We start from the raw sequence: 18159 nt of genomic DNA on the forward strand, positions 1-18159 counted from the left end.
ATTGTCGATCGCCAGCAATGCCTGGAATAAACCTATGGCCGAACAGACCAACACCAGCGGGGAATACACTCTCGAACTCTCGATACTCATGCCCTGCCTCAACGAAGCAGAAACTTTAGAAATTTGCATCGAGAAGGCTCAGAGGTCACTGCGCGAACTGGATATTGCCGGCGAGGTCATCATAGCAGACAACGGCAGCACTGACGGTTCCCAAGATATCGCCACCAAAATGGGTGCCCGAGTCGTGCCCGTAGCAGCCAAAGGCTACGGCAGCGCCCTGATGGGAGGCATCGTAGCGGCACGCGGAGTTTATATTATCATGGGCGACGCTGACGACAGCTACGACTTTTCTAACCTCGGTGCCTTTGTCGAAAAATTGCGGGGAGGCTGCGATTTAGTCATGGGAAATCGCTTTCAAGGAGGCATCAAACCCGGTGCAATGCCGCCACTGCACAAATATTTAGGAAATCCGGTGTTGACATGGGTTGGGCGGTTATTCTTTGCAAGTCCCGCCGGCGATTTTCACTGCGGATTGCGGGGTTTTAGGAGAGACTCAATTTTGAAACTCGACTTGCAAACAACGGGGATGGAATTTGCTAGCGAAATGGTCGTCAAAGCCTCTCTGTACAAGTTGAAAATCGCTGAAGTCCCAACGGTACTATCTCCCGACGGGCGCAGTCGCCCGCCGCACTTGCGAACTTGGCGAGATGGCTGGCGGCACCTCAGATTTTTGTTGCTTTACAGTCCTCGCTGGCTGTTTTTGTATCCTGGTGTGGCGCTGATGATTTTGGGTATAATTGTTACCATCTGGCTGTTGCCTGGTACTCAAAAGATTGGCAGTATTAACTTTGACGTACATACGCTGCTTTATGGGGCGATCGCAATTATCGTCGGTTTTCAAGCAGTAACTTTCGCTTTCTTCACCAAAGTTTTCGCCATCAGCGAGAAACTGCTGCCCGAAGACCCCAAACTCAACAAAATATTTCGCTACGTTACCTTAGAAACAGGATTGATTGCCGGAGTCACGCTGATATTAATCGGAATAGTTGGCTCGTTTTTGTCATTAACTATCTGGAGCGATACAGCTTTCGGTATTCTAGACCCATCTAAAACTCTGCGTTTAGTTATTCCCTCGCTCACCTGCCTGACCGTCGGTTTGCAGATGGTTCTATCCAGCTTTTTTCTCAGCGTGCTGGGCTTGAAGCGCAGGTAAACTAATTATCACTTAAACACTACAACCTCTGCTCTGAGTACGTCTAAAACCTCAAATCCTATGACAATAAATCAAAAAAACTCCAGCGAGTACGTAGGCCCCAAGCTTGGTGGTTTCGCCACCAAACTATCTTGGTACGCCCGCCAAAAAATGTTTAATTTACTCATGGCATTAGCCAATCCCAGCGACGACACAACCGTGTTGGATGTAGGAGTAACTTCCGACCGGCGCGAAGATTGCAATTTTTTTGAGAAACTCTATCCCTACCCCCACAAAATCACCGCTGTGGGCATGGAAGATGCTGCATTTTTAGAACAAGAATATCCCGGTTTAAAGTATGTCCGTTCTAACGGTTTGACTTTACCATTTCCAGACAAAAGTTTTGATTTAGTCGTGAGTTTTGCCGTCATCGAACACGTCGGCAATCGAACTCAGCAAAAAACTTTTATTCGAGAACTTTGCCGCGTCGGCAAAACCTGCTGCATCACTACTCCTAACCGCTGGTTTCCCGTAGAATTCCACACCGCTGTCCCCCTAATTCACTGGCTTCCCCCCTCTTGGTTTCGAGCTCTTTTGAGATTGCTGGGCAAGAACTTTTTCGCCCAAGAAGAAAACCTCAATCTTTTATCCGAAAAAGATGTATTGCAGATGCTGCCAGCAGAGGCTAAAATTGATACCAAACATTTCCGGCTTCTCGGTTTGATATCCAATTTGCTTTTTTATGTAAAAAATCCCCTGCGATCAAATAAACCGGATTTTTGACCTTTACTGTTGGCTGCAACGAAAGATGTTTGGAAAAAACCAGATTTCTGACTATCTCTGCGTCCAAGACTTTCTACAATTTTGTTTCTAAATCCAGCACAAAATTTTCTCCGTCTTCATACAATTGTTTTCGAGTTTTTGCAAGTTGCCACAGGTTATCCCGAAAGTCGTGAGAAAGTTTTGCTTGCAGTCGAAACCAAGATGACAATCGAGGCCCTGAAGTATCTACAGCAGGATGATTGAGACTCCAAGACGAATAAGCTATGTATCGAATAGATTTTGTGGCTAAATAGTTTGCCAAGGCTTCAGGGCCTTTGAAGGCAGGCATACCGGGTGGCAAACTAGCTCCCCCGGGCCAGTCAGCGAGAAAAATTTGATTGCGTTTAAAGTCGAGAATAAAAGGTGCGTCTAGTCTGGTCAAAACTGTTTCTCCTTGTGGAATAGACTGCTGTAGGGCTGCATATTGCGACTTTTGCTTGGCTGTAGCTAACGATGGATTTGTTAGTCCAAATTGAATGTTTTTTAGATACGCTGAATAAGTTTGTTTGGTGGTATCCCAATCGTAGCTAATTGCCAAACCAGCACAAAATACAGCAACCAGAAAAAAATTGCCTGCTTTGTTTTTATTTGATGGGTCCGTGTCGGTCATTGCTATTGCGAGCAATATTAAAATTGCTGGGAATAGGTGGGAGAAAGAATAGCGAAAAGGGTTGGCATTTTCGGTAAGTACACGGCAACTATTGCCAATCCCGCTGCAATTGTCATAGATAAAGCTGCTTGGCGGTTGGAAAACGATGGTGGAAAAATTTATTTTTAAGTTAAAATTTGGGGATTAACTATCGCCCGAGGAGAGCACCAAAAGGTCGATCGCCCTAACAGCAATATCCTCTGGCGTTCGATCGCGCGAAAAGCTAGCGGGGATCTGGCATTATACTGATTTTCTTCCGATGCTGAGTGTGGCGGGCCAAAGCGATCCGGCAGGCGATGGATAGTTAATCCGCGCGATCGCACTTCGGGAAGAAAAGGGCGATCGCACTTTCTTTGAGCCAAAATCAGTTTGATTGGGTTTGGCTCAAAGAAAGTTGCTATAATTTATCGATAATCCCACAGACTAGGAGATTAATATGCAAGTCAAAGATATGACAGTTGAGCAACTGCGGGACTTGATTCGGCATACCGTTGAACAATGCTTAGAAGAATATTTGGGCGATCCTGATGCAGGTTTAGAAGTTAAGGAAGAAGTCAAGCTGAAATTGTTAGAGTCAATGAAGCGCAAGCAAGCAGGAGAAAGCAGCATCGAAGCGGGGGAAGTTTATCAAAAACTCGGCATGAAGGCGTAATGAGCTATTTGGTTGAGTTGACAGCAGAAGCTCTGGTTAACCAAGAAAGATTGACTCAGCCTGTGCGGGAGCGTATAGGTAATAAAATCAATTGGTTGGCTGAAAATTTTGAACAAATTACTCCTATGCCGTTGTCGGCTAATCTGGCAGGTTTCTTTAAGTTAAGAGTGGGTGATTATAGCAATCCGATCTGAGTCTCACAACACAACGCCCTCTTGTCTTCCTAGACTTGTTGTATAGCAAGGCTTTCAAATTTTACGGATCTAGAAAATCACTTAGGATTGCTATATCGGGTAATTTATTCTTTTGATGATGATTTAAATGTGATTACTATTCACCAGATTGGACACCGGAGAGAAATTTATGATTAACTGAAGTGCGATCGCACTTCGGGAAGAAAAGGGCGTACTTGGGAAGAAACGGGCGATCGCATTTTCCTAGAGCCTAAATTGCTATAATAACAATCAGCCCAAAAATCTCAACATAAAGCCTATGTCTACTTATAGCGAGGTACTAAGTCAGGCTCAAAGTCTCACTCTTGAAGAGCAACAGCAACTTTTAGAATTTTTGTCAGCATTGATTCGTCAGCGGGAAACAACCGAGACTCAGGATAGCAGTCAAAGATTGCCCAGGAAAAATTTAAAGAGATGGCGCGGTTTTTTACCGAAGCGTGTGGATGCTTTGGAATTCCAGTTGCAGCTAAGAGAAGAATGGGATGAGTAATATCTCAATCACTTCGATCGCAGTGCTACGATAAAATCAGCGAAATAAAGTGTAATCTAAGACAGCCTATGTTGACTGTAGAACAGATAGAAAATGCGATTCTCGAACTTCCGCCGAACGAAATTGGAGAGTTGTTAGAGTGGTTTTTGAATTTGGATTACCAACGATGGGATATTCAGCTAGAGAAAGATATTGCTAAGGGTAAACTGGATGCTTTAGCAGGAGAAGCGATCGCCGATTTTGAGAGTGGTAACTATCGAGAGATTTAATGCACTATACTACTCGAAAATTTTGGGACTGTTATAACGCTTTACCCTCAACGGTACAGGCTACAGCAGATCAGTGTTATGAGTTGCTGAGGGTCGATCCGTCTCATCCTTCTTTACATTTTAAGAAAGTTGGTAAGTATTGGTCTGTAAGGGCTGGACAGGCTTATCGGGCGTTGGGTATTGAAATTAAAACAGGTATTTTGTGGTTTTGGATTGGTACTCACGCAGAGTACGATGGGCTGATAGGTAAATAATCCAATAGTGCGATCGGCGTAGCTATCCCGTGGGCGATCGCACTTTGGGAAGATAAGGGCGATCGCGCTTGGGGAAGAAACGGGCGATCGCTTTCGATTTCACCTTCATCCAGAAATATTAAGGGGTCTTGAGCCTGACCGATGGGATACCATAGTTCACTAGCAGGTAGTCTCTATCCACGGCTTCATAATTCCGTAAAATTACTTATTGACAATTAGGTAACTTCAGTGTTACCTTAGTAATTAAAATTAAACCATTAATATGGGTAACTTTGTAGCAATATTTATTGGGGCTTTTATAACCCTAGCAGCCACTTGGCTAGCTGCTTTTCTTTGGGGAGCAATTACTGGGTTTTCTCTAGGTTTTTGGGGGATATGAGCAAAAAACTATCTTATGTTGGAGTAGCTATTGTATGGATTGCTTTATTGTGGTTGCTTCCGCTTGGTCAAGCCCAAGCTGAGCCTAGCATAGTAAGGAAAACAACTGAATCAATAAGAAGTGAAACTAGGTTCCAAGAAACTTTAGGGCCCCGCCAAAGTGAAAAATTATCTACGGGAGTAGACAAAAAAAGTAATGATAAATATCCCAAACTAGAATATTATGATACTCATCTTGAATCTTACGATTCTAATATAGTGAAAGATGGTTATGTTCGAGGTGGAAGATTCGGTTATAAAATAGGAAAAACCTTGAAAGAACGAACAATAGAAAAAAAGTAGTGTAGTTTTATGATATTGACATTCACCCAAGCTGATATTGTTAACATATTTCTATTCTTTTTAGCTTCAATAGGATCTTCTATTTATGTTATCAAAAATCCCAAGGTTAATTTTCTTGATTTTAACAAAGAGCCAAATCTTTTAGATAATTCAGTGAATCAAGAAGAAAACTCTGACCAAGAAAACAGCAGTTCAGAAATTTTAGAAGTTGCAGAAAAGCAACATATTAATACTACTAACCAGTCAGATCAAGAAATATCAAAGATATCACTAGAGACAATTCTTAAAAAGGCATTACCAGTATTTTTCTCTTTCGTGGTAATATATCTCTTGTATAAATTTTTTTCCGCCTATCCTCTAACTGATTTTTTATTCTCTCTCTAAACTCTCTGATTGCCGAGTTCACTAGCTCAACTCCCTGGTCAGCTTAATAATAGGGTTGAAGTTGAGGGTGAGGGTAGTCATAGCAATATTTTATCCTTACTTCAACTACGAAAACATCAATCTACCTTTCGGTTGAGGGACAATTCGCCCTAATTCCTGAACAGTCTCAATCCACTCCTGCATAATCACCTCTACATTTTGCAGTGCTGCTTGATAAGTTTCACCATCAGCAGCACATCCGGGCAATTCAGGCACTTCTGCAATAAATGCCTGGTCTTCCTCTACAATTGTTAATTTGGATAAGGGATAATTATTTTACCGCTAACAGCTAAGTTATCATAGCTACTGGCTTAATCTGGAATTCCCCACTCACCTATATCAACTTCTTCGCCAGTTTCTTTTGCTCGTAAAAGAGCAGTTTGAATCTCATCGCCTAACTGCGAAAACTTGACTGTTTGACGACGGGTGGGTTCCCATCGAGGCATATTGAAGAAAGGTCTACTTACATTTTCTTCTTCTACCGTTTTAATTACTGTTTCTTTGCCATCCCATTCATAAGTTATATGGAAAGTAGTTACAAGTGTTTGACCCGCGTAGCTATGATGTTTTTCCTTAACTATATACATAATCCCCTCACAACCTTACTTGATTTTTTTATGAACCTCTCAAACTTTATGAATTTGATTATTACAATTATAGCATTCATTTTGGTTGGCAATAAATACTTTGTAAATATGATAATTTAACTAATTTTTGAGCTTTTAAATTCTGCCTCATTGCTTGGCATCAATTAGTAGAGAGGTTTTATACAACGTCTTTACTAATTGATGCCTACTACAATCCTATTCTACCCCCTCAATCCGATCTTCCACCTCCTGATACAACTCGCGCAAGCGATCCAAATTACTCTCCGAAGTCTCCCAATAACCCCGGCCATTCACCTCAAGCAAAGTGCTGACAATCTTGCGGAACGAATGAGGATTCAGATTCAGCAAACGCTTCTGCATCTCCGCATCTTCGATAAAAGTGGTGTTGACATCCTCATACACCCAATTATCCACCGCGCCCGCAGTCGCACTCCATCCAGTCGTATTCACCAGACGCTTAGAAATCTCCCGCACGCCCTCATATCCGTGCGATAACATCCCCTCGTACCACTTCGGATTCAGCAGCTTAGTCCGCGAATCTAAACGCACGGTTTCTGATAGCGTCCGCACCTGCGCGTTGGCTGTTGTCGTATCAGCAACAAAGGATGTTGGTTGCTTCCCGTCGGCCCGCAAACTGCCGATCAATTTAGTCGGATCGGAATCGAAATAGTGCGACACGTCGGTTAGCGAAATCTCCGCAGAATCTAAGTTTTGGAAGGTGACATCAGCAGTTTTTAAGGATGACTCAAAAATCTGCCTGTCTTGTTCCATAGTTCCCGGATTGTCGGAAGAAAAGGCGAAGGATTTGCGGGTTAAATACATTTCCTGCAACTCGGCTTCGCTTTCCCAAGTGCTGTTTTCTACCGCCAAGTTGATGTTAGATGAATAGGAACCAGAAGCATTGGAAAACACGCGGGTTGCTGCTTGGCGCAAATTGATTCCCATTTCTTCCGCTTGCTTCAAGGCGTGTTTGCGGACGAAGTTCATCTCTAACGGTTCGTCGGCTTCCGCTGCCATTTTCACGGCTTTATCTAACAAATTCATTTGGTTGATGAACAAGTCGCGGAATACGCCAGAACAGTTAATTACTACGTCGATTCGAGGCCGTCCCAACTCTTCTAAAGACAGCAATTCCAGTTTGTTTACCCGGCCCAAAGCATCGGGTACTGGCTTGACTCCCACCATCCACATTACTTGGGCGAGGGATTCGCCGTAAGTCTTGATGTTGTCGGTTCCCCAGAGCACAACGGCGATGGTTTCGGGATAGTTTCCGCCGTTATCGGTGCGCTGTCTTTCTAATAGTCTGTCAACGACAACTTTAGCAGACTTCACCGCACCCGTCGTCGGGATTGACTGCGGATCTAAAGCGTGCATATTCTTGCCAGTCGGCAAAACATCCGGGTTGCGAATCGGATCGCCGCCGGGCCCGGGGATAATGTATTCGCCTTCTAGGGCGCGCAACAAAGCGCCTAATTCGTTGTCGGCACAAACTTGCTGCAAGCAGAATTCCAGATACTCAAACAGCGGTTTAATCGGTTCTGGATCGACTTTTTTGTAACCGGCTGCGTGCAAGGCATCAATCCAAGGTGTTTTCTTGCCCATGTTGAAGAAATTCAACTTGGAAACTAGGGAAACTCGGCCTTCAGCGTCGGTTTGTTCCTTCACCAAAGCGCTGACTGCATCCCGACAGGCTAGGGTGATGTTTTGCAGCAATTCGACATCAACTAAAATGCCTTTGTCGCTGTTAGTGTAAACTTCTTCGATATCGCGTCCCAGACTGTTAGCGATAATTCGCGGTAAGCTGATCAAGTTGTCTTCTTCGCGATCTAAATTGGCGATATTTACTAAAGTTGCGATCGCCTCTTCGGCAGTTGGCGGCTTACCGATAATATGCAAACCGCAAGGTAACAACCGCGATTCAATCTCCATCAACTTGCGGTAAACCAAGCCAACTAAATTGTCCCGTTCCTGGGCAGTCATCCCCGCAGCAACCCCTCTTTCCTGTTCGGGAGGTAGGTCAATATCTTTGTCTAAATTGACCAAACGGCATTTTTCGACGATCGCATCCACAATCGGCACACCGCGCCCAGTCTCTTTCAAAGTTTGATAGGAAGCAATTAACTCGCTGAGTTCCTGCAAACCTTTGTACAACCCAGCATTTTCAGCCGGAGGAGTCAGATAACTGATTGTTTCAGCATAACTGCGGCGCTTAGCAATTGTTGCCTCACTAGGATTATTAGCAGCGTAATAATAGAGGTTAGGAATCTTGCCGATCAAACTGTCAGGATAACAATCGACAGACATTCCCATCTGCTTACCGGGCATGAATTCTAGGGAACCGTGAGTGCCGAAGTGCAGCACCGCATCCGCACCCCAAATGCGCTCCAAATATGTGTAGTAAGCAGCAAAACCGTGGTGCGGGCTGGCGGAACGAGAGAATAACAACCGCATCGGATCGCCTTCGTATCCAAAAGTAGGTTGCACTCCGATAAACACATTGCCAAAATGTTTGCCGTAAATTAGCAAATTTTGTCCGTCGCTGTTCAAATGTCCCGGAGGCGGGCCCCAATTTTCTTGCAATCGTTCCGAGTAAGGAGTGAATTCTTCATACTCAGCTACGGACATCCGGTGAGCAATATTTAACTCAGGACTTTGGTATTGGGCTGTGGCGTCGTGGATGACTTCTTGCATCAGCTTTTCGGCAGATTCCGGCAGTTCTGGCAAGTCGTAACCGTTGCCTTTTAGGGCTTTCAATACTTCGTAAATTGAGCCGAAAACGTCGAGGTAAGCGGCTGTTCCGACGTTGCCTTTATCGGGAGGAAAACTGAAAACTGTGATCGCAACTTTCTTATCTAATTTTGGTTTGCGGCGCAGCATTGCCCATTTCATGGCACGCTGGGAAATTGCTTCGATTCGGTCTTGTAGGGCGATCGCCTTGCCAGTTGCGCCATCTCTTCCCGACAAAATAATCGGTTCGATCGCACCATCCAACTCAGGAATGGCAACCTGCAAAGCAACTTGAATCGGGTGCAAGCCCAAATCGCTATTTTCCCACTCTTCCGTCGTTTGGAAAACCAGCGGCAAAGCCACCATATAAGGGCAATTGAGCTTTTTCAAAGTATCGATAGCCTTTGGGTGATCTTGTTTCGCCGGGCCACCTACCAAAGCAAAACCAGTCAGAGAAACTACCGCATCAACTATCGGCAGAGGTGTAACACCTTTGGCCCCGACTTCCAAGAAAAAAGTCTCAACTGGTTTAGAGAAGTCCAAACCGCCGGCAAAAATCGGCAAAACCCGCGCCCCCATTGCCTCAAATTCCTGCACGATTGCGACGTAGTGCGCGTCATCTCCGGTAACTAAGTGAGTGCGCTGCAACACTAAACCGATGCAGAGTGCGAGGGGGTCTTTGAGGTCTGCGGAAATATCTGTGCGGGCATTATACCAGTTCAGATATCCTTTGACATCCTCAAACATTCCTGGTGCCAAGGGATGCCAAATCCCCATATCTGGGTAGACAACCGGTTCTTGAAAACTTAGCTGTTCCTGGCCTTTGAAGACATATTTATGGGACAGCATCAGCAGGAAGTTTTCCAAGTTTTCTTGGGAACCGCCCAGCCAATACTGGAAACTCAGCATAAAGTTGCGGGCATCTTGGGCTTTGTCGATCGGCAAATATTTCAGCACTTTCGGCAAAGTTTGCAGCAGTTTCAGCATTCCGTCTTGGAAGGAACTCCCGGATTTTTCCTTCCGTTTTTTCATGAATTCGCCGATCGCGCTTTTGCTTTGTCCCAACTGCGCCATCGAGAAACTGCCCATTTTATTCAGGCGCATCACCCCCGGCATCGACGGGAAGACAACGGCGACATCCAAGCTGTCGCGCAGCGGTTCTACAGCCGCTACCACTTTTTCGGCCAAATCTTCGATAAAAATTAGAGAAGCAATAAATACGTTGGCATCGGCCACATCCCGCTTGAAGGCCTCGTAATTTTCCGGGCTGCGGAGTTCCTCGATCAGGTAGCCGCTGATTTCTATTGCCAGATTCGGATTTTTGTTATTTATCGCTCGAACCGCTGCCGACAGGGCGCTTTGATACTGCGGTTCTAGTACGACATAGACCACCTTCATGAGCGATCGCCCCTGCAAGTTTTCCGGCACGACGTGGCGAATGGTGGGCTTGACGTGAGTGAACATCCGGTTAGGCTCCTTTAAGATGCTGTTTTCGGCAATCGGGAATTTTTTTATCCCATAAGCATTTTTACCAGAAAACGCTTGCCATTGGGCGATTTGAGCCTGCACATGACACAATTCGACAAATTTATTACGATTTTTCGTTACATTATTTGACAAATTCCTTGAGCAAACACTCCAAATTTTATTTGTAAATCTTTACTTGACAAAAGAATCTATATATGTATTCATAAAATATGATAACAAAATAAACGATCGACCAATCTTTGATAAAAACGCTCCTGACCAAGGTTCCAAAGTTTGTAGAACTAATTAAACTGGCGATCGAGCAATTAATCAAATGCAGAAAAAAATCAGTTCCGAATCTGCAATTTTCCGTTCTGATGAGTTCCGCATGAGAAAATTTATATATTGGTCGGGAACTTAAAACAGTTTCATAAATTCAGTATTGTATAAGTTCCCGATCCGCGATCGATCGCTGGCGAAATTAATTGCTTTTGATTGTCAGGCTCATCAAAACCCTAGGGGGAAAACATGGCTAACTACGCAATTTTCGACGAACAATACTACCTAGCCCAATATCCTTGGGTCAAACCCGCCATTGATGCAGGAATCATCAAATCCGGCAAAGAACACTTTGAAAAATACGGTCAAGCCGGCGGCTTAACTAAAATATCGCGGTATTTTGACGAAGATACTTACCTCGCCGCCAACCCAGACCTTCAACCCTTCGTCCGCACAGTCAATCCCAACGCGCCTTTTGCCACAGGCTTAGATCACTTTATTCAGTTCGGCTACGATGAAGGACAGCGCCGGGCCTCGGTATCTCCCGAATACAACGAAAGCTTTTATTTAGCAAACAACTCTGAACTGCAACCGTTTATTCAGAACGGAACTTTCAAATCTGGGTATCAGCATTTCATTCAATTTGGCGCAAAAGAAGGTCGTTTTGGAACTTCATTTTTTGAACCGGAATACTTAAAAGAAAACCCCGATATCGTGCCGTTTGTCAACTCAGGCGCATTGAAAACCGGTCGCGAACACTTCTTCAATTTCGGGAAAAACGAGCCCAGCCGCTCTGCGACTTTTGTCGGCAGCCGCAGCAACGATGTCATCACTGGTGCGGGTGGGGGAAATGCGGAACTTATCGGAGTAGAAGTAGGTATCGATCGCAATGGCAACCGGCAGTATGAAAGCTTTGGCACCAATGAATTCGATGTGCTGACCGGCAGTCCGGGCATTGATACATTCGTCCTCGGAGTTCCAGCAGCAGCCCAGAATCCCTCCGCGACACCGCTGTATACGGGTAACGGTCAAGCTACAATTCGGAACTTCGACATAGAAAACGATTTGATCCAACTGCAAGGAAATTCTTTAAACGACGGCTACACCCTGAATCCCGTTGGCAACAATTTGTCAATCCAGCGTTTTGGAGATGTGCTCGGCGTGATTGAAGGAGGTGCAACTTTGGGTTTGACTTTCCAAGAATCTAACGGTAACGGTACTTTCTTGATTGGATAGTCAGTAGTCATTGGTCATTGGTCATTGGTCATTGGTCATTAGTCAGTAGTCAGTAGTCATTAGTCAGTAGGGGCAGTTCCCCGTGCAGGCAGTCTTAGTAGTGATTAGTGATTAGTCATCAGTCATCAGTCATCAGTCACTAGCTAATGCTGTTGATTGATGACTTTTGATTTTTTGGGCAATTGTGCCGTAAAATATTTTGCTCGATCGCACTTTACATTCTTACTTAAAAAAGCAAAAATTAATTACGATATCTTTGACGAACAATACTACCTCTCGCAATATCCGTGGCTGAAACCAGCCATTGATGCAGGAATCGTCAAATCTGGAAGAGAACACTTTTAAAAATTTGGTCAAGCCGCCTGCCTCACAAAAATATCGCGGTACTTTGACGAAGATAGTTACCTTTACGGAAATCCAGATATTGCTCCCATTGGTTCGCAAATCGAGATTTAGCTATCCAAACGAACGGCTTCCCGATCTTTGCAAATGGTGTTCCCACAACCAGTCGCTTTGACACGATCGCTGTTATTGAAGGCGGCGCAAATGTCAAGTTGAATGTATTACCACAACTTAATGGTTCTCTACTTCTACTTGGGTAGAAATCTCGAAGCTATTGGGGATTTGGCTGATTGTTGCTGGGGAGTGCGATCGCTAATTGAGCTTTAATGAGATTAGACACTGAAAAAAAAATCACCCGATCGGGTGATTTTCTCGATTCCAGATGATTGATAAATTGCACAAACAGCAAATTAAGTCCGCAGAATAAAAACATGGCTAACTACGCAATTTTTGACGAAAAATACTACCTTTCGCAGTATCCTTGGGTCAAACCAGCGATCGACGCAGGAGTTATCAAATCTGGAGAAGAACACTTTGAAAAATACGGTCAAGCCGGCGGCTTAACTAAAGTATCGCGGTATTTTGACGAAGCTACCTACCTGGCTGGCAACCCCGACATCGCTGCCTTAGTCCGCACCCCCAACAACCCAAACGCTCCTTTTGCGACCGGGCTAGACCACTTTATCCAATACGGTTACGAAGAAGGTCGCACTCGCGTATCGCCTGAGTATGACGAAGCGTTTTATATCGCAAATAACCGACAGTTGCAGCCGTTTATTCAGAATGGAACTTTTAAAAACGGCTACCAGCATTTCATTCAATTCGGCATCAAAGACGGTCAGTTTGGGACTTCTTTTTTTGAAACAGAATACTTACAAAAAAATCCCGATGTTCGGCCGTTTGTCGAATCGGGAGCATTGAAAACTGGTCGGGAACACTACTTCAATTTCGGCAAAAACGATCCAAGCCGCTCTGCGACTTTTATCGGAAGTTCCGGGAATGACATGATTGCCGGTGCTGGGGTGGGAAATACCGAATTAATTGGAGTTGAAGTAGGTTATGTTGCAAACAGTAATGGCTTTACCATTCCCGGCAGAAATTATGAAAGTGACGGCAGCAATGAATTCGATACTCTCACTGGCGGTAGCGGCCGCGATAAATTCATGCTCGGAGACGTTTTAGTAGGTCCTGGTGGTAAGGGATACAGTTCCCCAACAAAGTTATATATCGGGCCGGGTTTTGCTACAATTCGGAACTTTACCCAAGGTCAGGATAGCATTCAGCTAGCAACAAGCGATATCCTACCTTCCTTAGATAACTTCTTGATATTTCCCATCAACAACAATCGAGATTTAGCTATCCAAACGAACGGCTTGTCTGTCTCCTTTCCAGACGGAAGTTCGGGAATTAGTAGATTTGACACGATCGCTGTTATTGAAGGTGGCGGAAATCTCAAGTTGAATCTATTACCAGAAAATAGAGATAATCCACCTTTAGGCTCTAGAGTTAATCTACCTTTACTTGGTTAGAAATCTCGAAGCTATTGGGGATTTGGCTGATTGTTGCTGGGGAGTGCGATCGCTAATTGAGCTTTAATGAGATTAGACACTTGAAAAAAAAATCACCCGATCGGGTGATATTTTCAGTTCCAGATGATTGATAAATTGCACAAACAGCCAATTAAAGCCGCAGAATAAAAACATGGCTAACTACGCAATTTTTGACGAACAATACTACCTTTCACAGTATCCGTGGCTGAAATCAGCCATTGATGCAGGAGTTATCAACTCCGGGAAAGAGCACTTTGAAAAATACGGTCAAGCTGGTGGGCTCACCGCAGTATCGCGTTACTTTGATGAAGAAACCTATCTAGCTCAAAATCCAGATATTGCTCCCCTTGTCCGTACCGCAAACAATCCAAACGCACCTTTTGCCTCTGGTTTAGACCACTTTATCCAGTTTGGTTACGAAGAAGGTCGCACCCAAGTATCGCCTGACTACGACGAAGCGATTTATTTAAAACGATACCCTGTACTTGTGCCGTTTGTACAGAACGGCACTTTCAAATCAGGATTAGATCATTTTGTCCAATTCGGAGCAAAACAAGACCTTTACGCGAACACCTTTTTTGAACCAGAATACTTACTAAAAAACCCCGATATAGCAGCAGCAGTCAAGGAGGGAGTTTTTAAAACAGGCGGAGAACACTACCGAAAATTTGGACAATTTGAGCAAACGCGATCGGCTACATTTGTCGGCACTAAAGAATCTGACATTGTGACGGGATTTGGTGTAGGACAAGTTGAAATCATTGGTATTCAAGTATCTTTGAATGCAGCGGGCGATCGAGTTTATGAAAAACCTTCCCAGCTTCCCTCCCCCCCTGTAAATGACACCCTAATTGGCGGTCAAGGTACTGATACTTTCGTGCTCGGTGTTGGGGATTTTGCCGATGTGAATGGGGGGCGTTTTTACGGCGGGTTACTCAACAGCAACTACGCTACGATTAAAAACTTTAACCCGCAAGCCGATAATATCGGCCTAGCAGGAGAGCGAGGCAACTATCTATTTAACAATACTCCTAATGGAGATTTTAGGATTAGCGTGGGGCCGATTAGGGCTGTTGCACCGGTAGCTATAGTCGAGGGCGGTGCAAATATGCCGTTTCTAGTAAATCGGGGGCGCGATCTCTTAATTTTTGATAAAGTTTCTGTATTCAATAACTTTTTGGAAGCTGGATATTTAGCAAGCAATCCCGATGTTGCTGCGGCGGTTAAAGCAGGAACTTTTGCTTCAGGTCTCGACCAGTATACAAAAGTTGGGCAATTTGAAACCAATCGATCGGCAACTTTTGTCGGGACTTCGGGGAATGATGTTGTGACTGGTTTTGGTAAGGGAAAAACCACAATTATTGGAGTTGATTTTGATGCCAGTTATTTCAGCGACGGTAGCAACGAATTTGATACCTTGATTGGTAGCGAAGGTGCTGATACTTTTATTTTGGCTTATGATAATAATAATTCGGGTTCTCCTGGTAGTGGCTTAAGCAACACGACTCAAGAATTGTACACAGGCCCGGGGGAGGCTCGGATTCGCGGCTTCAACTCCAGTCAGGGAGATGCACTTCAGCTATCAGGCACACTCAGTGACTATCAAATATCTTCAGTGGGTGGAGATTTAGTTATCTCAAAAGCAGGAGATAGAATTGCAATTCTTGAGGGAGGTGCTGGATTAAATTTGAAACAACAGACATTTCCTAGAACCGAATTTGGGCCTAGTCCTTTCCTGCTAGGTTAGAAAGCAATTAATACCAACGAGAAACCCGATCGCTCAAAACAACCGGGTTTCTCAATAATTAAGCCCGATCGCACTTTGCTATTGCGGCAACTCGCCAAAGCGATCGCGATATTGAGCCACCAACTCTTCAGCCGTCAAATACCTAGTACCTCCTTCGTCAAACCAATACAAAACTTCCAACTGTCGCTCCCCATCGCTGTACCGACCTCGACCAATTCCTAAACCCACTTCCGGCATCCAGAAAGGTTCACCAATTTGCTGTTCGTACTCGCCATTTACCAAACGATAAACTTCAAACGGTTGATGTTGGTCTCGCCGCCAGTAGTAGGGATTGTAAATCACATAGTACAGCACGCCCAACCGCGCGTAAATCTCAATTTTTTTATCGTATTCACCGCCATAAGTTTGAGAAACAATCTCTAGGGCAAAAATCGGGGGAATATTATTTTCTTCCCAAAGGACGTAACTGAGGCGCAAAGCATCGCCTTTGAACCTTTCAACACCCAAACTCAAGAAGCCGTCAGGAACAATTGGAACCAGATGACTTACTCCCGTCGTGTGATAAACTGCCATATCCACGCCAAAAAACCAGTCGTTCCGCTGCCGCCAGTGAAATTTGAGCAAGAATAAAAGTAAGTTGGGAAGGAAGTTTTGATTTTCGTTATCCACAGGAGTATCATCCGAAGAAGGAAGCTCGGCGCCGGTTGGCAAACGCATTTCTCGATCGAATAGTACCATGATAGAAAAATGGCAAATTTATTAATTAATTGTATCATCTAGAAACCGGATTTCTCCAACTTAATGTCGGCAGGGGTCGCCCGTTATAACGGTACTCCGTTTAACGGGTGGGGAATGCCTACCAACAAAAAACTGAGCGATAGCGAAACGTCATTATTCTGGGGTTGTTTGTTGCTCAACATACTTTCTTAACTGCTCAATTGTCATACCGCCACAGCTAGTCACAAAATACGAACCCGTCCAGAAAACAGGTTTAGTATAGACTTGTTTTAATTCTACTGCAAACTCTTTTCTCAGTAGCCTACTAGAAACAGTTTTGTGTCATGCAGACGGTAAGTGTATAATAAATCTCATGATACTCACCTATTGCTACAGAATCAAGCCTAGTGCCGAACAGGAAGCCGTTATGCTCTATACCTTGGAGTTACTAAGACGGCACTGGAATTATGCGCTAGGTCAACGTCTAGATTGGCTGCGGCGTACCCGTTGTCAAATAGACCGATGTAGCTGTCGGAGCGAACCGATAGGAGATATTCCAGAAAAAGTAGATTATTACACCCAGCAATCAGCACTTAAAGAAACGAAGCTCCTTTACCCCGAATACAAGAAAATTTGGGCAGAGTCTCAACAAGTTAACTTGCAGAGACTGGTTCATGCTTGGGAACGCTGGTTAATTCCAGATAAATCAGGCAAGCGTGGCGGACGACCTCGGTTTAAAAAAGCTGGAGAGTTACGCTCATTTGTCTATCCACGAATCAATTGTTCTAAGGCAGGAGCGTATCTAAGTAATGGAGTATTGAAGCTATCAAAGATAGGTGAGATGCCAGTTGTGATGCACCGCCCTATCCCTAATGGTTTTATTCTGAAGACTTGTACGATTATTCGCAAGGCAGATGGTTGGTATTGTTGTATTCAGGTGCAGGATTCTACAGTACCGTCGCCGTTACCAGTAGAAGAAATTAAGTCGGTCACGGCAATTGATGTGGGCTGCGAAAAATTTCTGACTACCGCACAGGGACAAGCCGTAGCAGTTCCTCGGTTTTATCGTTCATCACAAAATAGATTAGCCAGAGCGCAACGCAAATTAGCGCGTCAAGAAAAAGGTTCTAAAAATTGGGAGAAACAGAAAAATAGAATTGCACTATTACATTTGAAGGTGGCTAGATGCCGCAAAGAGTTTCATTATCACGTCGCACATTGGCTGTGCCAAACTTATGATTTAATTTCATTTGAAAATCTTAATATCAAAGGCTTAGCCCGTACCAGATTAGCGAAATCAATCCTAGATTGTGCCTGGGGCGCGTTCCTACAAATTCTGCAAGCAGTGGCGGTTAAACGCGGCAAGCAAACAGTAGAAGTGTCGGCTCGTGGCAGTAGTATTGAGTGTTCTAGTTGCGGTAGGAGAGTTGAAAAGACCCTGAAAGATAGAGTGCATGAGTGTCCTAGTTGTCGTTTAACCATTGACAGAGATTGGAACTCAGCACTTGTATTATTAGCTCGTGGACTTGGGGCGGTTGGACTACCGCTTCCTGGCTGTGGAGGCTTAGGGGATGCCCAGCCGTCGATGCAGCAATTTCTGATTGTGAAATTGGAAGCTCCCGTTATAGTCGGTACTCCGACTTAACGGTGAGAGTTGTCACTTAACCCGGCTTCTAAGTCTTTAATATATATCTTGGAAAAGTCAAATTCACCCCCCGCAAGTCCCCCCTTCTGCGGGGGGAAACAAGAAATAATCTTGCCCCCTCCCCGCGAGTTCGGGGA

General features: G+C 44.5%; 20 protein-coding genes and 2 pseudogenes. 15 read left to right on the forward strand and 7 right to left on the reverse strand.

All coding sequences use genetic code 11. The features are described 5' to 3' along the window. Positions 1-34 precede the first annotated feature (34 nt). Entirely contained in the window at positions 35-1213 is a 1179-nt protein-coding gene (locus IQ263_RS14990; protein WP_194068122.1) for a glycosyltransferase family 2 protein, read from the forward strand. A gap of 60 nt (positions 1214-1273) precedes the next feature. Further along, positions 1274-1975: a class I SAM-dependent methyltransferase gene (locus tag IQ263_RS14995; protein WP_194068123.1), complete on the forward strand. Its 702-nt coding sequence runs from the start codon at positions 1274-1276 to the stop codon at positions 1973-1975. 73 nt (positions 1976-2048) lie between these two features. Here the strand turns inward: IQ263_RS14995 and IQ263_RS15000 are convergent, their stop codons facing one another. Then, entirely contained in the window at positions 2049-2624 is a 576-nt protein-coding gene (locus IQ263_RS15000) for a hypothetical protein (RefSeq protein ID WP_194068124.1), read from the reverse strand. A gap of 36 nt (positions 2625-2660) precedes the next feature. Here IQ263_RS15000 and IQ263_RS29350 point away from each other — a divergent pair, with 36 nt between their 5' ends. Next, positions 2661-2792, forward strand: a complete 132-nt coding sequence (locus IQ263_RS29350; RefSeq protein ID WP_255515886.1) for a hypothetical protein — start codon at positions 2661-2663, stop codon at positions 2790-2792. Here the strand turns inward: IQ263_RS29350 and IQ263_RS15005 are convergent. Next, positions 2789-3025, reverse strand: coding sequence for a hypothetical protein (locus IQ263_RS15005; RefSeq protein WP_194068125.1), 237 nt, complete (start codon positions 3023-3025; stop codon positions 2789-2791). The genes IQ263_RS29350 and IQ263_RS15005 overlap by 4 nt on opposite strands. Before the next feature lie 74 nt (positions 3026-3099). On the opposite strand from IQ263_RS15005, the gene IQ263_RS15010 reads away from it, so the two are divergent. From IQ263_RS15010 to IQ263_RS15040, 7 genes are all read left to right on the forward strand, one after another. After that, positions 3100-3315 (forward strand): hypothetical protein, encoded by a 216-nt coding sequence (locus IQ263_RS15010; protein ID WP_194068126.1) that lies wholly within the window; start codon positions 3100-3102, stop codon positions 3313-3315. Next, the gene (locus tag IQ263_RS15015) at positions 3315-3509 is read left to right on the forward strand and encodes a type II toxin-antitoxin system RelE family toxin (protein ID WP_194068127.1); all 195 of its coding nucleotides are present in this window, start codon (positions 3315-3317) and stop codon (positions 3507-3509) included. Before IQ263_RS15010 ends, IQ263_RS15015 begins: the two co-directional genes overlap by 1 nt. A gap of 298 nt (positions 3510-3807) precedes the next feature. Then, positions 3808-4038: a hypothetical protein gene (locus tag IQ263_RS15020; RefSeq protein ID WP_194068128.1), complete on the forward strand. Its 231-nt coding sequence runs from the start codon at positions 3808-3810 to the stop codon at positions 4036-4038. A gap of 68 nt (positions 4039-4106) precedes the next feature. Beyond that, positions 4107-4307 carry a hypothetical protein gene (locus tag IQ263_RS15025; protein ID WP_193972564.1) on the forward strand — a complete coding sequence of 67 codons (201 nt, stop codon included), beginning with the start codon at positions 4107-4109 and terminating at the stop codon, positions 4305-4307. After that, positions 4307-4561: a hypothetical protein gene (locus tag IQ263_RS15030; RefSeq protein ID WP_194068129.1), complete on the forward strand. Its 255-nt coding sequence runs from the start codon at positions 4307-4309 to the stop codon at positions 4559-4561. The genes IQ263_RS15025 and IQ263_RS15030 overlap by 1 nt, the downstream gene beginning before the upstream one ends. A gap of 375 nt (positions 4562-4936) precedes the next feature. After that, the gene (locus IQ263_RS15035) at positions 4937-5281 is read left to right on the forward strand and encodes a hypothetical protein (RefSeq protein ID WP_194068130.1); all 345 of its coding nucleotides are present in this window, start codon (positions 4937-4939) and stop codon (positions 5279-5281) included. A gap of 15 nt (positions 5282-5296) precedes the next feature. Then, the gene (locus tag IQ263_RS15040) at positions 5297-5665 is read left to right on the forward strand and encodes a hypothetical protein (RefSeq protein ID WP_228050072.1); all 369 of its coding nucleotides are present in this window, start codon (positions 5297-5299) and stop codon (positions 5663-5665) included. Positions 5666-5770: 105 nt separating this feature from the next. On the opposite strand, the gene IQ263_RS15045 is transcribed toward IQ263_RS15040, so the two are convergent. From IQ263_RS15045 to IQ263_RS15055, 3 genes are all read right to left on the reverse strand, one after another. Further along, positions 5771-5920 carry a type II toxin-antitoxin system HicB family antitoxin gene (locus IQ263_RS15045; protein WP_333114694.1) on the reverse strand — a complete coding sequence of 50 codons (150 nt, stop codon included), beginning with the start codon at positions 5918-5920 and terminating at the stop codon, positions 5771-5773. A 95-nt stretch (positions 5921-6015) separates the two neighbouring features. Further along, positions 6016-6291, reverse strand: coding sequence for a hypothetical protein (locus IQ263_RS15050; protein WP_194068132.1), 276 nt, complete (start codon positions 6289-6291; stop codon positions 6016-6018). A 216-nt stretch (positions 6292-6507) separates the two neighbouring features. Then, positions 6508-10503: a magnesium chelatase subunit H gene (locus tag IQ263_RS15055; RefSeq protein WP_194068141.1), complete on the reverse strand. Its 3996-nt coding sequence runs from the start codon at positions 10501-10503 to the stop codon at positions 6508-6510. Positions 10504-11034: 531 nt separating this feature from the next. Between IQ263_RS15055 and IQ263_RS15060 the strand changes: the two genes are divergently transcribed. The 4 genes and pseudogenes from IQ263_RS15060 (at position 11035) to IQ263_RS29850 (ending at position 15660) form a co-directional block, all read left to right on the forward strand. Then, positions 11035-12021 (forward strand): calcium-binding protein, encoded by a 987-nt coding sequence (locus tag IQ263_RS15060; protein WP_194068133.1) that lies wholly within the window; start codon positions 11035-11037, stop codon positions 12019-12021. A 240-nt stretch (positions 12022-12261) separates the two neighbouring features. Beyond that, a pseudogene (locus tag IQ263_RS15065) lies at positions 12262-12453 on the forward strand (calcium-binding protein); the annotation flags it as partial. Positions 12454-12794: 341 nt separating this feature from the next. After that, entirely contained in the window at positions 12795-13892 is a 1098-nt protein-coding gene (locus tag IQ263_RS15075; RefSeq protein ID WP_194068135.1) for a calcium-binding protein, read from the forward strand. 172 nt (positions 13893-14064) lie between these two features. Beyond that, on the forward strand, positions 14065-15660 hold the full coding sequence (locus IQ263_RS29850) for a hypothetical protein (RefSeq protein ID WP_194068136.1): 1596 nt from the start codon (positions 14065-14067) through the stop codon (positions 15658-15660). A 78-nt stretch (positions 15661-15738) separates the two neighbouring features. Here IQ263_RS29850 and IQ263_RS15085 read toward each other — a convergent pair whose 3' ends face one another. Together IQ263_RS15085 and IQ263_RS15090 are read right to left on the reverse strand one after the other, a co-directional pair. After that, positions 15739-16398: a Uma2 family endonuclease gene (locus IQ263_RS15085; RefSeq protein ID WP_194068137.1), complete on the reverse strand. Its 660-nt coding sequence runs from the start codon at positions 16396-16398 to the stop codon at positions 15739-15741. 153 nt (positions 16399-16551) lie between these two features. After that, a pseudogene (locus tag IQ263_RS15090) lies at positions 16552-16716 on the reverse strand (IS200/IS605 family transposase); the annotation flags it as partial. 34 nt (positions 16717-16750) lie between these two features. Between IQ263_RS15090 and IQ263_RS15095 the strand changes: the two are divergent. After that, positions 16751-18022 carry an RNA-guided endonuclease InsQ/TnpB family protein gene (locus IQ263_RS15095; RefSeq protein WP_194068138.1) on the forward strand — a complete coding sequence of 424 codons (1272 nt, stop codon included), beginning with the start codon at positions 16751-16753 and terminating at the stop codon, positions 18020-18022. Positions 18023-18159 lie beyond the last annotated feature (137 nt).

The sequence above is a fragment of the Tychonema sp. LEGE 06208 genome, from assembly GCF_015207505.1.
Taxonomy (GTDB): domain Bacteria; phylum Cyanobacteriota; class Cyanobacteriia; order Cyanobacteriales; family Microcoleaceae; genus Microcoleus.